Here is a 14,395-nt window from a genome sequence, read left to right as displayed (position 1 = left end):
ACTATATCCTGCCTGTATCACGAACCGACATTAAAATAATATATAAAAATGGATTGATTGTCAAGTGCAAAAAGAATAAAATTATAATAGTATAGCTAATAAATCCAAATAGAGGTAATATATATGTACGAATGCCTGAACTGTGGGGGGAATCTGAAGTTTGATATTGCCCGGCAGCAGTTATATTGTGAATATTGCAATACAACTGCGGATCCTTATACTGTTTATAAGGAAAAGGATGCGGAAGAAAGTATTATATCCATGTCAGATAACCCAACGGAAAAAGAGTACCGGGTTACCGTGTTCACCTGCCCACAGTGTGGCGGGCAGCTTGTCAGCGAGGACACGACAGCAGCTACATTCTGCAGCTTCTGCGGTTCTTCCACTATTTTGAACAGCCGAGTCAGCAGAGAGAGACGTCCTGGCCTTATTATTCCCTTTATGAGGACAGAGGAGGACTGCAGAAGCGCTTATGCAAAAATGATGCGGCGTGCTCTTTTTGTGCCGAAGGAACTGAAAAATGAAGAGATATTGGAGCGTTTCCGGGGCATCTATATGCCGTATTGGATCTATTCCTTCGAAAAAAGAGGGGAAGTTACTTTCTCAGGAGAGAAAAGTCACAGGGAAGGGGATTATGTAATCACGGACCATTATCGCCTGGAGTGCGGGATAGAGGAGGAGTACAGGGGACTGGCTTATGATGCGTCGGCTTCTTTTTCAGATCATCTGAGCAATGCTATTTCTCCTTTTGATTTAAGGCAGAGTAAAGCATTTACACCATCTTTTCTGAGCGGTTTCTATGCGGATACCAGTGACGTGGAAAGCAGTGTGTATCGCCTTGATGCGGAAGATATGGTAATCAGAGACGGATGTAAATGTCTGTCAGGGAATCCTGTGTGCAGAAAGTATCATGTGGGTCGTGGAGAGAATCAGAATACACTGCGGAACGCTGTGCGACCCTTTCAAAGCGAAACGGAGCTTGCCATGCTGCCGGTATGGTTCCTGGCATACCGCAGCGGAGAGCGGGTGGGATATGCTGTGGTTAACGGCCAGACAGGGAGATCTGCCGCGGACCTGCCGGTAGATTTGAAGAAGTATCTGTCCGGTTCCATGCTGCTGGCACTACCGATATTTGTGCTGCTGAATCTCTTTCTGACAATCACGCCGGTAAAGATTCTGCTGATCGCTGCTTTATTGGCGCTGGTATGCATCATGATTTCAAATGTGCAGGTTACACATATTCTGGCCAGGGAGTCCGGAGAGGATGACAAAGGATTTTCCTCTGTTCATTCCGCAGCCCGGGCGGGGCTGTTCGGAGGGAGAAGAGCAGGAATGCCGCAAAGGAAGAAGACCGGCAGCATATGGGGGAAAATCGGGTGGCTGATGCTTTTGTTTTACGGGACAGCTTTGCTGCCGGGCTTTCTGCTGCAGATGATGAAAGGTGGGTGGGGCGGCACGAGGATCGTGTCTGTAATGGTGATTCTTCTGGCGCTCTTTGCTGTCGGATTTTTCTGTCTACGTCAGTTTCCGGGGCGGGGAAGGAGAGCGCTGCCCCGGAAACTTGCATATACAGGACATTTCAGGGAGAAATGGCCTGTTCTGGTGAAACCATTTGCAGGAATTGTGGCAGCGGCAGTGATTTTTATTGTGAATCCTGTATCTGACGAGTTCTACTATCTGGGCGCATTTGGCTGCATGTGCATGGTGCTTTGGGCGCTTATGGATATCATAAAGCAGCACAATATGCTGACAACCCGGAAGCTGCCGCAGTTCAATCGGCGGGGAGGTGACGAGATTGCATAACCAGTATTTTTGGCGAAGAAGCCGGGGAAAATGGGGGAAGGCTCTGGCTATGCTGGCGGCAGTCCTGACCATTATGTTTATGACAACCATCTCAGAATGCAGAGCGGAAGAAGCCGGGGAGGAAGACCGGAATTCAGAGGAAATGTCAGAACTGGTGGAATATCGGAATCCGGATACCGGTTTCCGGGTTCTGGTGGAAGATGATGCGGAGCTGCTCACAGAGGAAGAGCGCCGGGAGCTGGCAGCATCCATGGAGAAGATTACAGCATATGGCAATGTGGCATTTAAAAGTGTAAGTGAAAACAGTTTATCTGCAGAAAGGTACGCCCGCAATTATTACATGGACCGGTTCGGCACCGAGAGCGGAACTGTGTTTCTGATTGATATGGATAACCGTAAAATCTGGATTCACAGTGACGGCGCGGTCTATAAAGTGATTACCGGGGCGAATGCGGACACGGTGGCAGATAATGTATACCGACTTGCGTCTTCGGAGGAGTATCACGAATGTGCAGAGGAAGCATTCAGGGAGATTTACGCATTGCTGGAGGGAGAAAAGATTGCCCGGCCCATGAAGTATATCAGCAATGCATTGCTGGCGCTGATTCTGGCGCTGCTGCTTAATTTTGGACTGGTGGTCTGTTTTACCCGCCTGCGGAAGCCGGGCGAAGCGGAAATCCTCAGCAGCATTCACAGGAAATTCAGCCATACGCCGCCGAATGTGATACATACGCATCAGACAAAAGTTTATGACCCTGTGTCCAGTGACAGCGGGGGAGGAAGCAGTAACAGCAGCGGGGGCAGCGGAGGAGGAAGCGGCAGCAGCGGCGGAGGTGGCGGACATAGCTTTTGAGCAACGGGAAAAGCTGTCGTGCCTATTGGCAACAGGAACATGCGAAAAGTATAAGGCCATGAAGGGAAGATAAAATGGAGCGGACAACAGTAATTCTGAAAAAAGGCGAGGGACGTAACTTAAAGGCGGGAGGCGCGTGGATTTATGACAATGAAATAGATAAGATTGAGGGGGATTTCGAAGACGGTGATGTGGTGGCGGTTCATGATTTCGACGGCTATTGTATGGGCTGCGGTTTTATTAATACGAAATCTAAAATTACCGTACGCATGCTGTCCAGAAAAAAAGATATGGTCATAGATGAAGCATTTCTGGAGCGGAGAGTCCGGGATGCCTGGGAGTATCGCAGGCAGATTATGGATACTTCCAGCTGCCGCCTGGTTTTCGGAGAGGCGGATTTTCTGCCGGGTATTGTGGTGGATAAGTTTGAGGATGTGCTGGTGGTGGAATCGCTGGCTCTGGGAATTGACAGATGGAAATCAGTGATTGTGGACGCGGCGAAGAAAGTGCTGCAGGAGGATGGCATCCATATCCGCGGTGTCTATGAGCGAAGCGACGCAAAAGTGCGGCTGCAGGAGGGAATGGAGAGAAGCAAAGGGTTCATCGGAGCCCCCTTTGACACCAAAGTGGAAATTGCAGAGAATGGTGTAAAATATCTGGTGGATGTGGCAGAAGGGCAGAAAACGGGATTTTTCCTCGATCAGAAGAACAACAGAGCGGCCATTCACAGGATCTGCAGAGGGAAAAAAGTACTGGACTGCTTTACGCATACGGGATCCTTTGCGCTGAATGCCGGAATTGCCGGGGCGGAGAGCGTGCTGGGGGTGGATGCGTCCCTGCTTGCCGTAACACAGGCTGAGGAAAATGCCAGACTGAATCATCTGGAGGAAAAAGTCCGGTTTCTATGTGCAGATGTATTTGAATTACTTCCGGAGCTGGAGAAAAGGGGAGAGAAATTTGACGTGGTGATTCTGGACCCGCCTGCCTTTACCAAATCCAGGAATTCCGTCAAAAACGCGGTGAAGGGGTATCGGGAAATCAATCTCAGAGGCCTGAAGCTGGTGCGGGACGGCGGATTTCTGGTCACCTGTTCCTGCTCTCATTTTATGGAACAGGAGCTTTTTGCCAAAACACTGCGGGAGGCGGCGACAGGGGCACACAGGAGACTGCGGCAGGTGGAATTCCGTACCCAGGGCCCTGATCACCCGATTCTTTGGGCGGCAGAGCAGTCATATTATCTGAAATTCTACATTTTTCAGGTGGTCAGCGAGAGGTAGTTTGTGGAAGTGGCTGAAATGAATCTATTGAAAGATTTCTGGGAAATGCATATTATAATTAGGGAAGAACAGAAGTCGGGAATAGTGGGAGAACGAAAATGAGAAAAACTGACAGAAGTGTCAACACTATGTTTGGAACATATCAGTCGGATAAGGAAGAAGTGAAGAGAACCTGGAAGATTGTGGTGGTTATGGCACTGTGTGCCATAGGGTTTGTCATTGTGATGTCGTCGGCACAGAACTTCTGGATGTCTCTGAAACCGGAGTATGATGTGGAGTATCTGCTGGATAACGGAGCCCGGGAGGGAATGCATGTAAAGGGAGCGGTACCTTATACGTATGGGTGCTTTGCAGATATGTCGAATATGGACGGAGGAAAGGTCAGCGCATATTATTATACAATTCCGGCTGAGGAAGGGATGATGATTCTGGAGATTCCTGCGGATAGACAGGCAGCAATGGAGACTTTGCTGGAGGAGACGTTGGATTATCTGGATACCGGAGTCTGGCCTGTCTCCACGATAATGCTGGAAGGTTATGTGGTAAAAGCGCAGGGAAGGCTTCCCTATCTGCTCTCGGAATATATGCGTGAAATCGGATATACAGATGCAGAGATTGCGGCTATGGGAGAGCCTCTGATGATTAAAGATGCCTCCAGAAGAATGCAGAGAGCCAGAATCAGCGCACCGGTGGGAATGATTCTTCTGACAGCAGGTATTTTGCTGGGTGTATTTTTTCTGTTTCGGAGCAGGCGTAAGGGGTAATTGTACACGACAGGCGGGAATAATCAGACAGGGTAACAGTGCAGTGCCTGTCTGAACTGTTATGACAGATTACGGAACTATTGTAGAAAGTCAATAAGTGCTTGACAAAAGTATAAAATGTGCTATAGTTCTAAATGCAAATGAATTGCATTTGCATTTGGGCGCCTGTATGATATGAATGCAGGCGACGGAACGGGAGGCACACAGATGCTGCACATTGTTGAACATTCTGTTATAGACAGTATAAAACTGATTCCCTTTTTGTTTCTGGCTTATCTGGCAATGGAGTATTTGGAGCACAGGACAGGGAACGGAATCCGGAGATGGCTTAAAAATGCGGATAAGGCGGCGCCTGTGATGGGCAGTCTGCTGGGAGCGGTTCCGCAGTGCGGATTTTCGGCGGCGGCGTCCAATCTGTATGCCGGACGTGTGATTACACTGGGGACACTGATTGCAATCTATCTGTCCACTTCCGATGAAATGCTGCCCATCCTTATTTCGGAGAGGGCGCCCTTTAAGGAAATTGTGGGAATCCTTCTGGGGAAGGCGCTTCTGGGAATGACGGCGGGTCTGCTGATTGACCTGATACGGCGCAGAAAAAAGGCGGAGGACAGAGGAAGTATCCACGACATCTGTGAGCAGGAGCACTGTCACTGTGAGAAAGGGATTCTATCCTCTGCGTTGACACATACAGCACAAATTGCCTTTTTCATTTTGCTGATAACATTTATTCTGAATCTGGTCCTTCATTTTTCGGGGGATGATATCCTGGAAAAGCTGCTGCGGGACAGAGCTGTGCTTGGCCCTGTGCTGGCAGGTTTTGTGGGGCTGATACCAAACTGTGCCGGGTCGGTGGTGATTACCCGGCTGTATCTGGAAGGCGCCTTAAGCCTGGGAGCCACAATGGCGGGTCTGTTTACAGGGTCCGGCGTGGGTGTGCTGGTGCTTTTCCGGGTGAATCACAACAGAAGAGAAAACCTGAAAATCCTGTTGCTCCTCTATGGAATTGGAGTGGCTGCGGGAATCGTGATGGGATTTCTTCCTGTATAAACCGGCAGCGTAACTTATAAATAACAAAATGAAGGGGCTGCGGAGAGAAGGCAGCGTAACTTGTCATATGATCAAAACAAGAGAAATTGAGTATCCACAGGGAATAAAATGGACGAAACAGCGAAAAAGCGTATACGGCATATTGTGGGAAGCAAAGGAACCTCTGAGCGCGGCGCAGATTTACCATCGTGTGGAGCGGAAAAGTCAGGGGGAGGAATATGCAGTGTCGACTATCTACCGGATTCTGGCGGCCTTTGAAGAGAAGGGGCTTGTGGAGAAGACTGCCTGGATGGAAGACGGTACGACTGTCTATGAACTGAAACGGGACGAACATACACATTACGCGGTATGTCTGGAATGTCACAAAAGGGTTCCGCTGCAGAGCTGTCCTTTCACGCACCTTCATCTGGAGGAAACGGAAGGGTTTACTGTCACAGGCCATAAGCTGGAATTATATGGTTATTGCAGGGCATGCCGGAAAATGGAGCCGGATGTAGAAAATTAATTTTTTTTAAAAAAAGTACTTGCATTTCTTAAAAAAATATAATATAATTCATTTTGTTGTACAGAACAGTATGTTGATGAACATACCCTACAAAGGAAACGCGCCGCTAGCTCAGTTGGTAGAGCACCTGACTCTTAATCAGGGTGTCCAGGGTTCGAGCCCCTGGCGGCGCATGTGAAGAACTGTTTTTGGGGATTTAGAGGCCCTGGGGGCGGTTCTTTTTTCGTGCAAATCTCTCAGAATCAAAAATCAGTTTTCCGAGTACCTTGTCCTGCTGTCGGCGTATCCCGAAAGTAACCTGACATAAATCTGTCATCTAAAATGAATTCCAAATCAAATAAAATCAATTTATTGAAATATCCCGGATTTTTTTGTATAATATAGCAGAAAAAATAATGGTAAGGAGAGGGCATAATGAAAAAACTTTTAAGTATTGTAATAACGTTATGTGCGCTGGCAGGCGCGGCTGTATTCTGGATTCTCGGCGGCTCGCTGTGTACGAAGATGAGGGGAGGGCCGGAGGAGCTGGCTTCAGGCACGACGTTCAGCGAAGCGGAAGGACGTTACATATCATATGAAGCGGCGTATCCGATTGCATCCCGGGTAGAAGAGTATTATTCGGGAGATCCTGACAGGGTGAGAACCATGGGGTATGTGGTATACGATCAGGAGCGACAGGCGTTTATCTACATCGTGGTGTCGGACAATGACAAGGGCAGACTTGAGAATCTCATGTGGGACCTGCATTTGTCGGCAGAGATGAGAGCAGGCAAGGATATGGAGCCGTTTACGGCGTGGGGATCACTGGAGCCCATGGAGTCGGAAGCAGTGGAAGAGATGCTCGCCGCAGTGGAAGACAGTGAGATTGTAGACAGCTACATGAGCTCCGGGGGAAGCGGTTCTCATTATGAAGCTTATTTTAATTCAGATGAATACGGCAAGGTCATGGCGGCTATGGGTAAGGCCCTGGAGGAGGGCTGGCAGCAGTCTGACTGGTATTATATAGTAGACGGCAGTATCAATGGTCTGTCAGGTGGTGATATCTGGATTTGTGCATTCGCGGCAGGGCTCAATCTCCTGATTGCCGTGTTCCGGCTGATTGCTCTGTTACGGGGCGCTGGAAAGCATTCTGACAAGGCAGAGAAATCCGGAAGTAAGCTGGATCGCTTTTTGGCCGCACAGAGAGACTGGGTGGAAGACTGGTGCGATTACAGTCTCAATCGCGGACGCCGTCTGGGCTATCTGTCGGTGCTGGGCGGTGTGGTGATTTTCCTGGCTATCGGCATTTTTGTAAAAGTGCCTGTGCAGAAGTTACTTGTATTTTACCTGTCTCTCGGCGTGCTGCTGGGAGAATTGACAGGATTGCTTTTCTGGTTCGGACAGAAGGGACAGGCGAAACCCGGCAAAATTTTGAAGAAGCTGGAAAAGAGTGTCAAAAAGGAGCTCCCTTCGGCGTCGGAACAGGAAGATTTTGCAGAGGATGTTCTGAATGCGGGCAGTGAGTGGCAATTCAGGGAGAAGACAAAGGATGCCATGCTGCAGGGTGTCGTGGGGAGCCGCTACTGGGTGGCGCTCTCCTGGAACGGACAGGCGACAGTCATTGACTCCGAGCGTCTGGATAAGATTGAGACGGCCACCATATCAGGGCAGGTACGCAGCGGGAAAGTGCGTGTCAGCTATGTTTCCTATGTGGCCAGGTTCTATTATCGCAACGCCACTCCGAAGAAGACCTTTGATAAGGCACTGTCTTTCAACTGGGAAGATTCTCTCGGACTGTTTATGGTGCTTGTGAGAAAGAGAGTCGGCGACAATGTAAAGATTACGGCAGTGTGAGAAGTGGGAGGGGCGGAATATGGTAGGAAAACTGACTTTAAAATATTGGATGAGCATATTGCTCTTTTGTCTGATTTGTCTGGCTTTGAGCGCACCTTTCTGGAAGTACGGGCCTGCTGCTCTTGAGGCCCTGCAGGGAGGGACACCGGAACTGGCTAAAAGCGAGTCCATGAGCAATATTTACGGGTTGGCCGGACTGGGACTTTTTTTCCTGTTGATTGTGGTGGCTCTTATAATCAGAGGTCTTACAAATTCAGTGGGAAAGCGGGCGCGGAAATATCTGGAGGGACATTCGGGAGTCACCATGGAGCAGCTGGACACTGATTTCGCGGCAGCGGAGAAGGTGGGCAATATATGGGTCGGCAAGAGCTGGATATACAGTCATGACCTGAATTGTCTTCTGGTGGGCAATGATATCGTGGTCCTGGTGTATGGTGAAACGGAAAGGTCCAGAAACAGAGTGAATTATTATCTTTGTCTGGGACTTAAAGACGGCAGTGTGGAAAGAGTCCGGGTATCTGAAAGCAATCTGTCACGGATACAGGAGATATATGAGAGATATTCTCATATAGTTGTGGGGAATAATCCTGAGTACAAATACATGTTTAAAAATGACAGAGACGCTTTTCTGAATATAAAGTATCGCCGGAATATGGAATAGAGGCAGGGAAGGGGACAGAGGTGAAAATATACCTTTTCAGACACGGCGAAACAGAATGGAACAGGACGCGCAGGCTGCAGGGACAGAGTGATATTGCGCTGAATGCGTTTGGAAGAGAACTGGCAGTGAAGACAGCGGAAGCACTGAGAGAGATCGCATTTGACAGAGCATTTTGTTCTCCCCTTGTCCGGGCGGCCGAGACGGCACAGATTATTCTCGGGGACAGGCCTGTTTCGCTGGTATCCGATGAACGGCTGAAGGAGATGTTTTTCGGGGAACATGAAGGAGCTGCTTTTGATGAAGCAAAGCAGCAGAAATCCACGCATCCCCTTCATAATTTCTTCTGTGATCCGGAACATTATATCCCGCCGGAGGGCGCGGAATCTTTTCAGGATGTCATGGACAGAGGCAGGGCATTCCTGCAGGAGCAGATTGTGCCTCTGGAAGGAGCCTGTGAAAATGTACTGATTGTGGCTCATGGTGCGTTTAACAGGGGGCTTTTAAGCGCTGTGTGCGGGATTCCGCTGGGGGATTTCTGGCAGCTCAGTCTGCCTAATTGCGCGGCATCTATTCTGACTCTGGATAAGGGAAGATTCCGGATTCTGGAGGAGAGTCGGATTTATTATGCGGATCCGGTAAACGGAAGGCCCTGAAAGTAAGGCGACGGTGACAGGAAAGGCAATGGCCGGCCGGGGAGAAGTGGCAGAAGGAATGCTGAAACCGGAAAAGCACGGAAGTGAAGAAGAGAAAGCGACAAAAAGGAACCACACACCATTGATGGAAGAATGTCCCACAGGTGTTGTGGTTCCTGTTATCTTGTTCCTGTTGTAAAAAAAGCTACTTAAAACATTCTCATCAGAGAACTGATATTGCCGATCCGGTCACGGATGGAACCGGGAATATACAGGGACAGTGCCATTTTGGTGCCAATCAGCCAGAAGAGGAGGATGAATACCACCATCACGCCGAATACCACGTAAGATGCCAGATCGTCCTTTACGCCGGTTAAACCTTTGACTGCACCGAGAAGGAAAACGGTGGCAAGGAAGAAAGAACCATAATATAGTACGAGACCAAGAGAGATGGTGGTGGGGGTGTTAATAATCATGAATACATTGCCAAGAATAATCATGGGAAGCAGTCCGATGGAACGCACGGCTGTCAGAGACAGTATCTGTTCCAGGTTCGTAGATGCTTTCATGATAATGGCTGCACCCCACAGCAGCAACAGCATTATCCCGGAGAAGATCAATGAGAACAACAGAGTCAGGAAGAATGCTTTCAGACCGGAGAATTTATAGTCTTTTCCCAGATCAAGAGCCAGGTTGACTCTGCTTACCATAATAATGCTGAAGAGGCAGGAGAAAAGTGTCTGAACGGCAATAATCCCAATTGCTGCGATTTTATCTCCCTTTTCCACAAACTTTCTGCCTTCTGTGGCTGGCTGCTTTAGCACTGCCAATGTGGTGGACAGAACTTTCTTCAGGCCGCTGGTAAGCGCATCCTTGTCAGGAAGTGTGATGGTGACGGAAGGCTGCGAGGCGGAACCTTCTCCTGAGGCGGCAGGAGCCGGTTGTACCGGAGGTACAGGCGGTGCCTGCGTGGCTGATTCTACAGCCGTATTTTTATCCATGCTTTGAGCGGCAGTTTCCGGAGCCTGTGCGGTGGCTGCCCGGCAGCTGCACACTTCTCCTTCCTGTAACTCTTTTCCGCAAAATTCACAAAATGCCATAATAGTTCTCCTTTTCTTTACTGCGTTTGTTATTATTTTCCTATTCCATATTACGTGAAATTCTGACAAAATGCAACACAATTTATTAAGAATATATAAAAAGCATGAAAAAATAATTTCTTTTTGCTTAAAAAAGTGTGATATAATACCGTGTATCTCAGATGACAGCGACGGAATTTTACGATGAAACGGCACCGCTGAAGGTTTGGAGAGGCCTGAATATTCAGGGCCAGAGAGGGAAACAGAATGACATATATTTTTGATACACATGCTCATTATGATGACAGTGCATTTGACGGGGACAGAGAGGCACTGCTGGAGGCATTGCCGGAAAGCGGAATAGCGAGAATTGTAAATGTGGGAGCCAGTGTGGTTTCCTGCGAGAGAACTGTTGTACTGTCAAAAAAGTATGATTATATCTATGCCGCACTGGGGATACATCCCGGTGAGACCGGAGAAATGACTGAAGAGAAATTTGAGCATCTAAAGAAGATGTGCCTGTGGGAAAAATGTGTGGCAGTGGGGGAGATTGGGCTGGACTATTACTGGGGGGAACCGGAGCGGGAGACCCAGAAAAAATGGTTTGTCCGTCAGCTGAACCTGGCCAGAGAAATCCACCTGCCGGTGGTGATTCATTCCAGGGATGCCGCAAAAGACACTGTGGATATCATGAAGGCAGAAAAAGCCGGTGAAATCGGTGGTGTGGTACACTGCTATTCCTACACAAAGGAGACGGCGAGGACATTTTTGGAGATGGATTTCTTCTTTGGCGTGGGAGGTGTTCTGACTTTTAAAAATGCCAGGAAGCTGAAGGAGGCCGTTGCCTATATTCCCATGGACAGGATTGTGCTGGAGACAGACTGTCCCTATCTGGCGCCGGTTCCGCACAGAGGAAAGCGCAACAGCTCTCTGAATCTCCCTTATGTCATTGCCGCATTGGCTGAGGTAAAAGGGATTTCGGAAGAGGAAGTGCGGAAAAAAGTGTGGGATAATGGAATGCGGCTGTACCGGATGCAGGAATCCCAGGACTTTCAGGTGAAGTGAAACTGTCCAGTTCAGGAGGATTTACTGCAATAATGCAGGGTCTTGACATTTGTACGAAATCGTACTAAACTACTTGAAGTACGATTTCGTACTTTTTATATGTCAGACGTGTTGTATGCCATATGACGGGACGAAAGAAAAGAAGAACAGGAGGCGGCGGTGATGAAGGGATTTACAACGGCGGAAATGAAGCGCTTCAATTATCTGGTGGGAGAGACAGATGCGGCCTATCATGAAGCGGCTCAGAAGCTGGGATTATCTGACAGTGTAATGCAGATTTTCTATATTATCTGTGATAACGGAGATAAATATCCCATCAGTGATATCTGCAGGCTGTCCGGAATCAGCAAGCAGACGATCAATTCCGCATTGCGCAGGCTGGAGACGGAAGGAATGGTCTATCTGGAAAATGCCAGCGGAAAGAAGAAAAGAGTATGCCTGACGGACAAAGGAAAGAAGCTGGCGGAAGACACGGTAGTGCGGCTGATTGAGATTGAGAACGGTATACTGGATTCCTGGCCTGAAGAGGAAGTGGAGCAGTATCTTCAGCTGACGGGAAAATATCTGCAAGAGTTCAGGGAAAAAATAAAGGAGTTGTGAAGGAATAATGAAAATTCAATTATCAGATCATTTTAATTACGGGAAATTGCTGCGTTTTACGCTGCCATCCATTATCATGATGATTTTTACGTCGATTTACGGTGTGGTTGACGGCTTTTTTGTATCTAATTTTGTGGGGAAGACTCCTTTTGCGGCGGTGAACTTTATCATGCCGTTTCTGATGATTCTGGGAGCCATAGGATTTATGTTCGGTACAGGCGGCAGTGCTATCATTGCGATTACCATGGGAGCGGGAGAGAAGGAGAAGGCGCAGAGACTGTTTTCACTGTTTGTGTATCTGTCCTTTGGCTGCGGTATTGTGATAGCAGTGCTGGGAATCGTCTTTATCCGTCCGGTAGGGGCACTGCTCGGGGCGGAAGGCGTCATGCTGGATAACTGTGTGCTATACGGCAGGATTATTCTGGCAGCGCTTCCGGCGTTTATTCTGCAGTACGAATTTCAGAGCTTTTTCATCACGGCAGAAAAGCCGCAGCTGGGGCTTGCCGTCACTGTGGCAGCAGGAGTGAGTAATATGGTGCTGGATGCTGTCTTTGTAGGGGTATTCCGCTGGGGCCTGGTGGGAGCAGCGGCAGCAACAGCATTCAGCCAGCTGGTGGGAGGGATTGTGCCGGTGGTTTATTTTCTGCGTCCAAATACAAGTCTTCTGCGGCTGACCAGGACGAAATATGACGGCAGAGCTCTGTTGAAAGCGTGTACAAACGGCTCCTCCGAGCTGATGTCAAGCATCTCCATGTCCATTGTCGGCATGCTCTATAATGCACAGCTGATGAAGTACGCAGGAGAGGATGGTGTGGCGGCATATGGAGTACTGATGTATGTGAGCATGATTTTCCTGGCTGTTTTTATCGGGTATTCTGTGGGTGTGGCACCGGTAATTAGTTACCATTACGGCGCGGGAAATCACGGAGAATTGAAAGGGCTGCTCAGAAAGAGCCTGATTCTTGTGGGCACCTTTTCTGTGGGTATGGTAGCGTTGGGAGAAGTACTGGCCAGACCGCTCTCCATGATTTTTGTAGGATATGACCAGGGGCTTCTGGAACTGACGCTGAGAGGGTTTCTGGTGTATTCCTTTTCCTTCCTTTTTGCAGGGCTGGCGATTTACGGCTCGTCCTTTTTCACGGCCCTGGGAAACGGACTGGTGTCCGCACTGATTTCGTTCCTGCGGACCCTTGTGTTTCAGATGGCGGCAGTGCTGCTTTTACCGCTGATTTGGGGAATTGACGGAATCTGGGTTTCCATTGTGGCGGCAGAACTGATGGCGGCAGTGGTGACGATTCTGTTCCTGGTGGGAATGAAAGGAAAGTATCATTATTGACAGAAAGACAGAACAGGCAGAAGATTTATTGAAAAACAATAAAAATATATTGACATTCGGATTTCGGAGTGCTATATTACCTTACAGAAGAGCAGAGGCATAACAGTTCGGATGTATCCGGGCTATGGTGCGGAACTGATAATTGAGGTGATTATGGAAGAGAAAAAAGATATCCGGACGAAGAAGAACTGCCTGACCACATGGACAAAATACCTTCTGGACTTTATGTTTTATGCGGGGATTGCCGTGACGGTGACTTTGCCGTTCAGCATCCGGAAAATCGGAGAACAGTTTCCGTATATGGTGGAGCATTACGAGGAGTCGGTGATTATTTATTTCGTGCTCGGTGTGGCTGCGATGGTTCTGGTGAGAGAGCTGCGGAAGATTTTCAGGACTGTGCTGGAGGGAGACTGCTTTGTGCAGGAAAATGTCATCAGTCTGCAGAAGATGGGAAACTGGAGCTTTTTCATTGCAGTCATGTCGGTGGTAAGAAGCATTGTATATATGACTGTGGCCATGGGTGTGGTGATCCTGGTGTTCATTATTGCAGGATTGTTCAGCAAGGTGCTTGCCTGTGTGTTTGCGGAGGCAGTGCGGTATAAGCAGGAAAATGATCTTACTATATAGTGAAGCATGATATGTGATGCCTTGATGGCAGGCAGGGAGTGTGAAGATGGGAATTGTGGTAAATCTGGATGTCATGATGGCAAAGCGGAAAATGGGCCTCACCGAGCTGGCAGGTAAGGTAGACATAACCCTTGCCAATCTGTCCATCTTAAAGAATAACAAAGCCAGAGCAGTACGCTTTTCCACACTGGAAGCAGTCTGCAAAGCGCTGGACTGCCAGCCCGGAGATATTCTGGAATATGTGCCGGACGGGGAGTAAATAAATATTCGGTACAGGGAAAAGCTGTGCTGATGAAGTGAAAGGAGTGTA

16 protein-coding genes and 1 tRNA gene are annotated in these 14,395 nt (G+C 48.6%); 16 read left to right on the top strand and 1 reads right to left on the bottom strand.

Features of this window, described 5'->3' with window-relative positions:
- The first annotated feature begins 123 nt into the window (after window positions 1-123).
- From NSB25_RS14170 to NSB25_RS14120, 11 genes are all read left to right on the top strand, one after another.
- Entirely contained in the window at window positions 124-1,803 is a 1,680-nt protein-coding gene (locus tag NSB25_RS14170) for a TFIIB-type zinc ribbon-containing protein (protein ID WP_103240292.1), read from the top strand.
- Window positions 1,796-2,656 carry a TPM domain-containing protein gene (locus tag NSB25_RS14165; RefSeq protein ID WP_103240291.1) on the top strand — a complete coding sequence of 287 codons (861 nt, stop codon included), beginning with the start codon at window positions 1,796-1,798 and terminating at the stop codon, window positions 2,654-2,656. Before NSB25_RS14170 ends, NSB25_RS14165 begins: the two co-directional genes overlap by 8 nt.
- Window positions 2,657-2,730: 74 nt before the next feature.
- On the top strand, window positions 2,731-3,933 hold the full coding sequence (locus NSB25_RS14160) for a class I SAM-dependent rRNA methyltransferase (protein ID WP_103240290.1): 1,203 nt from the start codon (window positions 2,731-2,733) through the stop codon (window positions 3,931-3,933).
- Window positions 3,934-4,031: 98 nt separating this feature from the next.
- On the top strand, window positions 4,032-4,697 hold the full coding sequence (locus NSB25_RS14155) for a DUF6709 family protein (protein WP_103240289.1): 666 nt from the start codon (window positions 4,032-4,034) through the stop codon (window positions 4,695-4,697).
- Between the two features lie 207 nt (window positions 4,698-4,904).
- Window positions 4,905-5,747: a putative manganese transporter gene (locus tag NSB25_RS14150; protein WP_103240318.1), complete on the top strand. Its 843-nt coding sequence runs from the start codon at window positions 4,905-4,907 to the stop codon at window positions 5,745-5,747.
- A 67-nt stretch (window positions 5,748-5,814) separates the two neighbouring features.
- Window positions 5,815-6,252 (top strand): Fur family transcriptional regulator, encoded by a 438-nt coding sequence (locus NSB25_RS14145; protein WP_172455139.1) that lies wholly within the window; start codon window positions 5,815-5,817, stop codon window positions 6,250-6,252.
- Window positions 6,253-6,352: 100 nt separating this feature from the next.
- Window positions 6,353-6,425: transfer RNA gene (locus NSB25_RS14140), tRNA-Lys, on the top strand.
- Window positions 6,426-6,666: 241 nt separating this feature from the next.
- Window positions 6,667-8,085: a DUF6709 family protein gene (locus NSB25_RS14135; protein ID WP_103240287.1), complete on the top strand. Its 1,419-nt coding sequence runs from the start codon at window positions 6,667-6,669 to the stop codon at window positions 8,083-8,085.
- 19 nt (window positions 8,086-8,104) lie between these two features.
- Window positions 8,105-8,746: a DUF6709 family protein gene (locus NSB25_RS14130; RefSeq protein WP_103240286.1), complete on the top strand. Its 642-nt coding sequence runs from the start codon at window positions 8,105-8,107 to the stop codon at window positions 8,744-8,746.
- A gap of 20 nt (window positions 8,747-8,766) precedes the next feature.
- The gene (locus tag NSB25_RS14125; protein ID WP_172455138.1) at window positions 8,767-9,399 is read left to right on the top strand and encodes a histidine phosphatase family protein; all 633 of its coding nucleotides are present in this window, start codon (window positions 8,767-8,769) and stop codon (window positions 9,397-9,399) included.
- 13 nt (window positions 9,400-9,412) lie between these two features.
- Window positions 9,413-9,577, top strand: coding sequence for a hypothetical protein (locus tag NSB25_RS14120; RefSeq protein ID WP_257479267.1), 165 nt, complete (start codon window positions 9,413-9,415; stop codon window positions 9,575-9,577).
- Between the two features lie 10 nt (window positions 9,578-9,587).
- Here NSB25_RS14120 and NSB25_RS14115 read toward each other — a convergent pair whose 3' ends face one another.
- Window positions 9,588-10,478 (bottom strand): hypothetical protein, encoded by an 891-nt coding sequence (locus NSB25_RS14115; RefSeq protein WP_103240284.1) that lies wholly within the window; start codon window positions 10,476-10,478, stop codon window positions 9,588-9,590.
- 246 nt (window positions 10,479-10,724) lie between these two features.
- Here NSB25_RS14115 and NSB25_RS14110 point away from each other — a divergent pair, with 246 nt between their 5' ends.
- From NSB25_RS14110 to NSB25_RS14090, 5 genes are all read left to right on the top strand, one after another.
- On the top strand, window positions 10,725-11,522 hold the full coding sequence (locus tag NSB25_RS14110; protein WP_103240283.1) for a TatD family hydrolase: 798 nt from the start codon (window positions 10,725-10,727) through the stop codon (window positions 11,520-11,522).
- A 162-nt stretch (window positions 11,523-11,684) separates the two neighbouring features.
- On the top strand, window positions 11,685-12,122 hold the full coding sequence (locus NSB25_RS14105) for a MarR family winged helix-turn-helix transcriptional regulator (RefSeq protein ID WP_103240282.1): 438 nt from the start codon (window positions 11,685-11,687) through the stop codon (window positions 12,120-12,122).
- Between the two features lie 7 nt (window positions 12,123-12,129).
- Complete coding sequence (locus NSB25_RS14100; RefSeq protein ID WP_103240281.1) at window positions 12,130-13,458, top strand: MATE family efflux transporter; 1,329 nt, start codon at window positions 12,130-12,132, stop codon at window positions 13,456-13,458.
- 153 nt (window positions 13,459-13,611) lie between these two features.
- Window positions 13,612-14,085, top strand: a complete 474-nt coding sequence (locus tag NSB25_RS14095) for a DUF2975 domain-containing protein (RefSeq protein WP_103240317.1) — start codon at window positions 13,612-13,614, stop codon at window positions 14,083-14,085.
- 46 nt (window positions 14,086-14,131) lie between these two features.
- A complete protein-coding gene (locus NSB25_RS14090; protein WP_103240280.1) occupies window positions 14,132-14,344 on the top strand; it encodes a helix-turn-helix domain-containing protein in 213 nt (70 codons plus the stop codon).
- The last annotated feature ends 51 nt before the right edge of the window (window positions 14,345-14,395 follow it).

Source organism: Acetatifactor muris (assembly GCF_024623325.1).
GTDB classification, from domain to species: domain Bacteria; phylum Bacillota; class Clostridia; order Lachnospirales; family Lachnospiraceae; genus Acetatifactor; species Acetatifactor muris.
The sequence above is the reverse complement of the archived record's forward strand: the minus strand, read 5'-3'. Positions and strand labels throughout refer to the sequence as shown.

What these genes read in the sequence shown, in the direction of transcription:
- NSB25_RS14110 (WP_103240283.1), top strand. Translation starts at nt 10,725, where the DNA reads ATGACATATATTTTTGATACACATGCTCATTATGATGACAGTGCATTT.
- NSB25_RS14150 (WP_103240318.1), top strand. Translation starts at nt 4,905, where the DNA reads ATGCTGCACATTGTTGAACATTCTGTTATAGACAGTATAAAACTGATT.
- NSB25_RS14130 (WP_103240286.1), top strand. Translation starts at nt 8,105, where the DNA reads ATGGTAGGAAAACTGACTTTAAAATATTGGATGAGCATATTGCTCTTT.
- NSB25_RS14100 (WP_103240281.1), top strand. Translation starts at nt 12,130, where the DNA reads ATGAAAATTCAATTATCAGATCATTTTAATTACGGGAAATTGCTGCGT.
- NSB25_RS14095 (WP_103240317.1), top strand. Translation starts at nt 13,612, where the DNA reads ATGGAAGAGAAAAAAGATATCCGGACGAAGAAGAACTGCCTGACCACA.
- NSB25_RS14105 (WP_103240282.1), top strand. Translation starts at nt 11,685, where the DNA reads ATGAAGGGATTTACAACGGCGGAAATGAAGCGCTTCAATTATCTGGTG.
- NSB25_RS14170 (WP_103240292.1), top strand. Translation starts at nt 124, where the DNA reads ATGTACGAATGCCTGAACTGTGGGGGGAATCTGAAGTTTGATATTGCC.
- NSB25_RS14145 (WP_172455139.1), top strand. Translation starts at nt 5,815, where the DNA reads ATGATCAAAACAAGAGAAATTGAGTATCCACAGGGAATAAAATGGACG.
- NSB25_RS14090 (WP_103240280.1), top strand. Translation starts at nt 14,132, where the DNA reads ATGGGAATTGTGGTAAATCTGGATGTCATGATGGCAAAGCGGAAAATG.
- NSB25_RS14115 (WP_103240284.1), bottom strand. Translation starts at nt 10,478, where the DNA reads ATGGCATTTTGTGAATTTTGCGGAAAAGAGTTACAGGAAGGAGAAGTG.
- NSB25_RS14135 (WP_103240287.1), top strand. Translation starts at nt 6,667, where the DNA reads ATGAAAAAACTTTTAAGTATTGTAATAACGTTATGTGCGCTGGCAGGC.
- NSB25_RS14160 (WP_103240290.1), top strand. Translation starts at nt 2,731, where the DNA reads ATGGAGCGGACAACAGTAATTCTGAAAAAAGGCGAGGGACGTAACTTA.
- NSB25_RS14155 (WP_103240289.1), top strand. Translation starts at nt 4,032, where the DNA reads ATGAGAAAAACTGACAGAAGTGTCAACACTATGTTTGGAACATATCAG.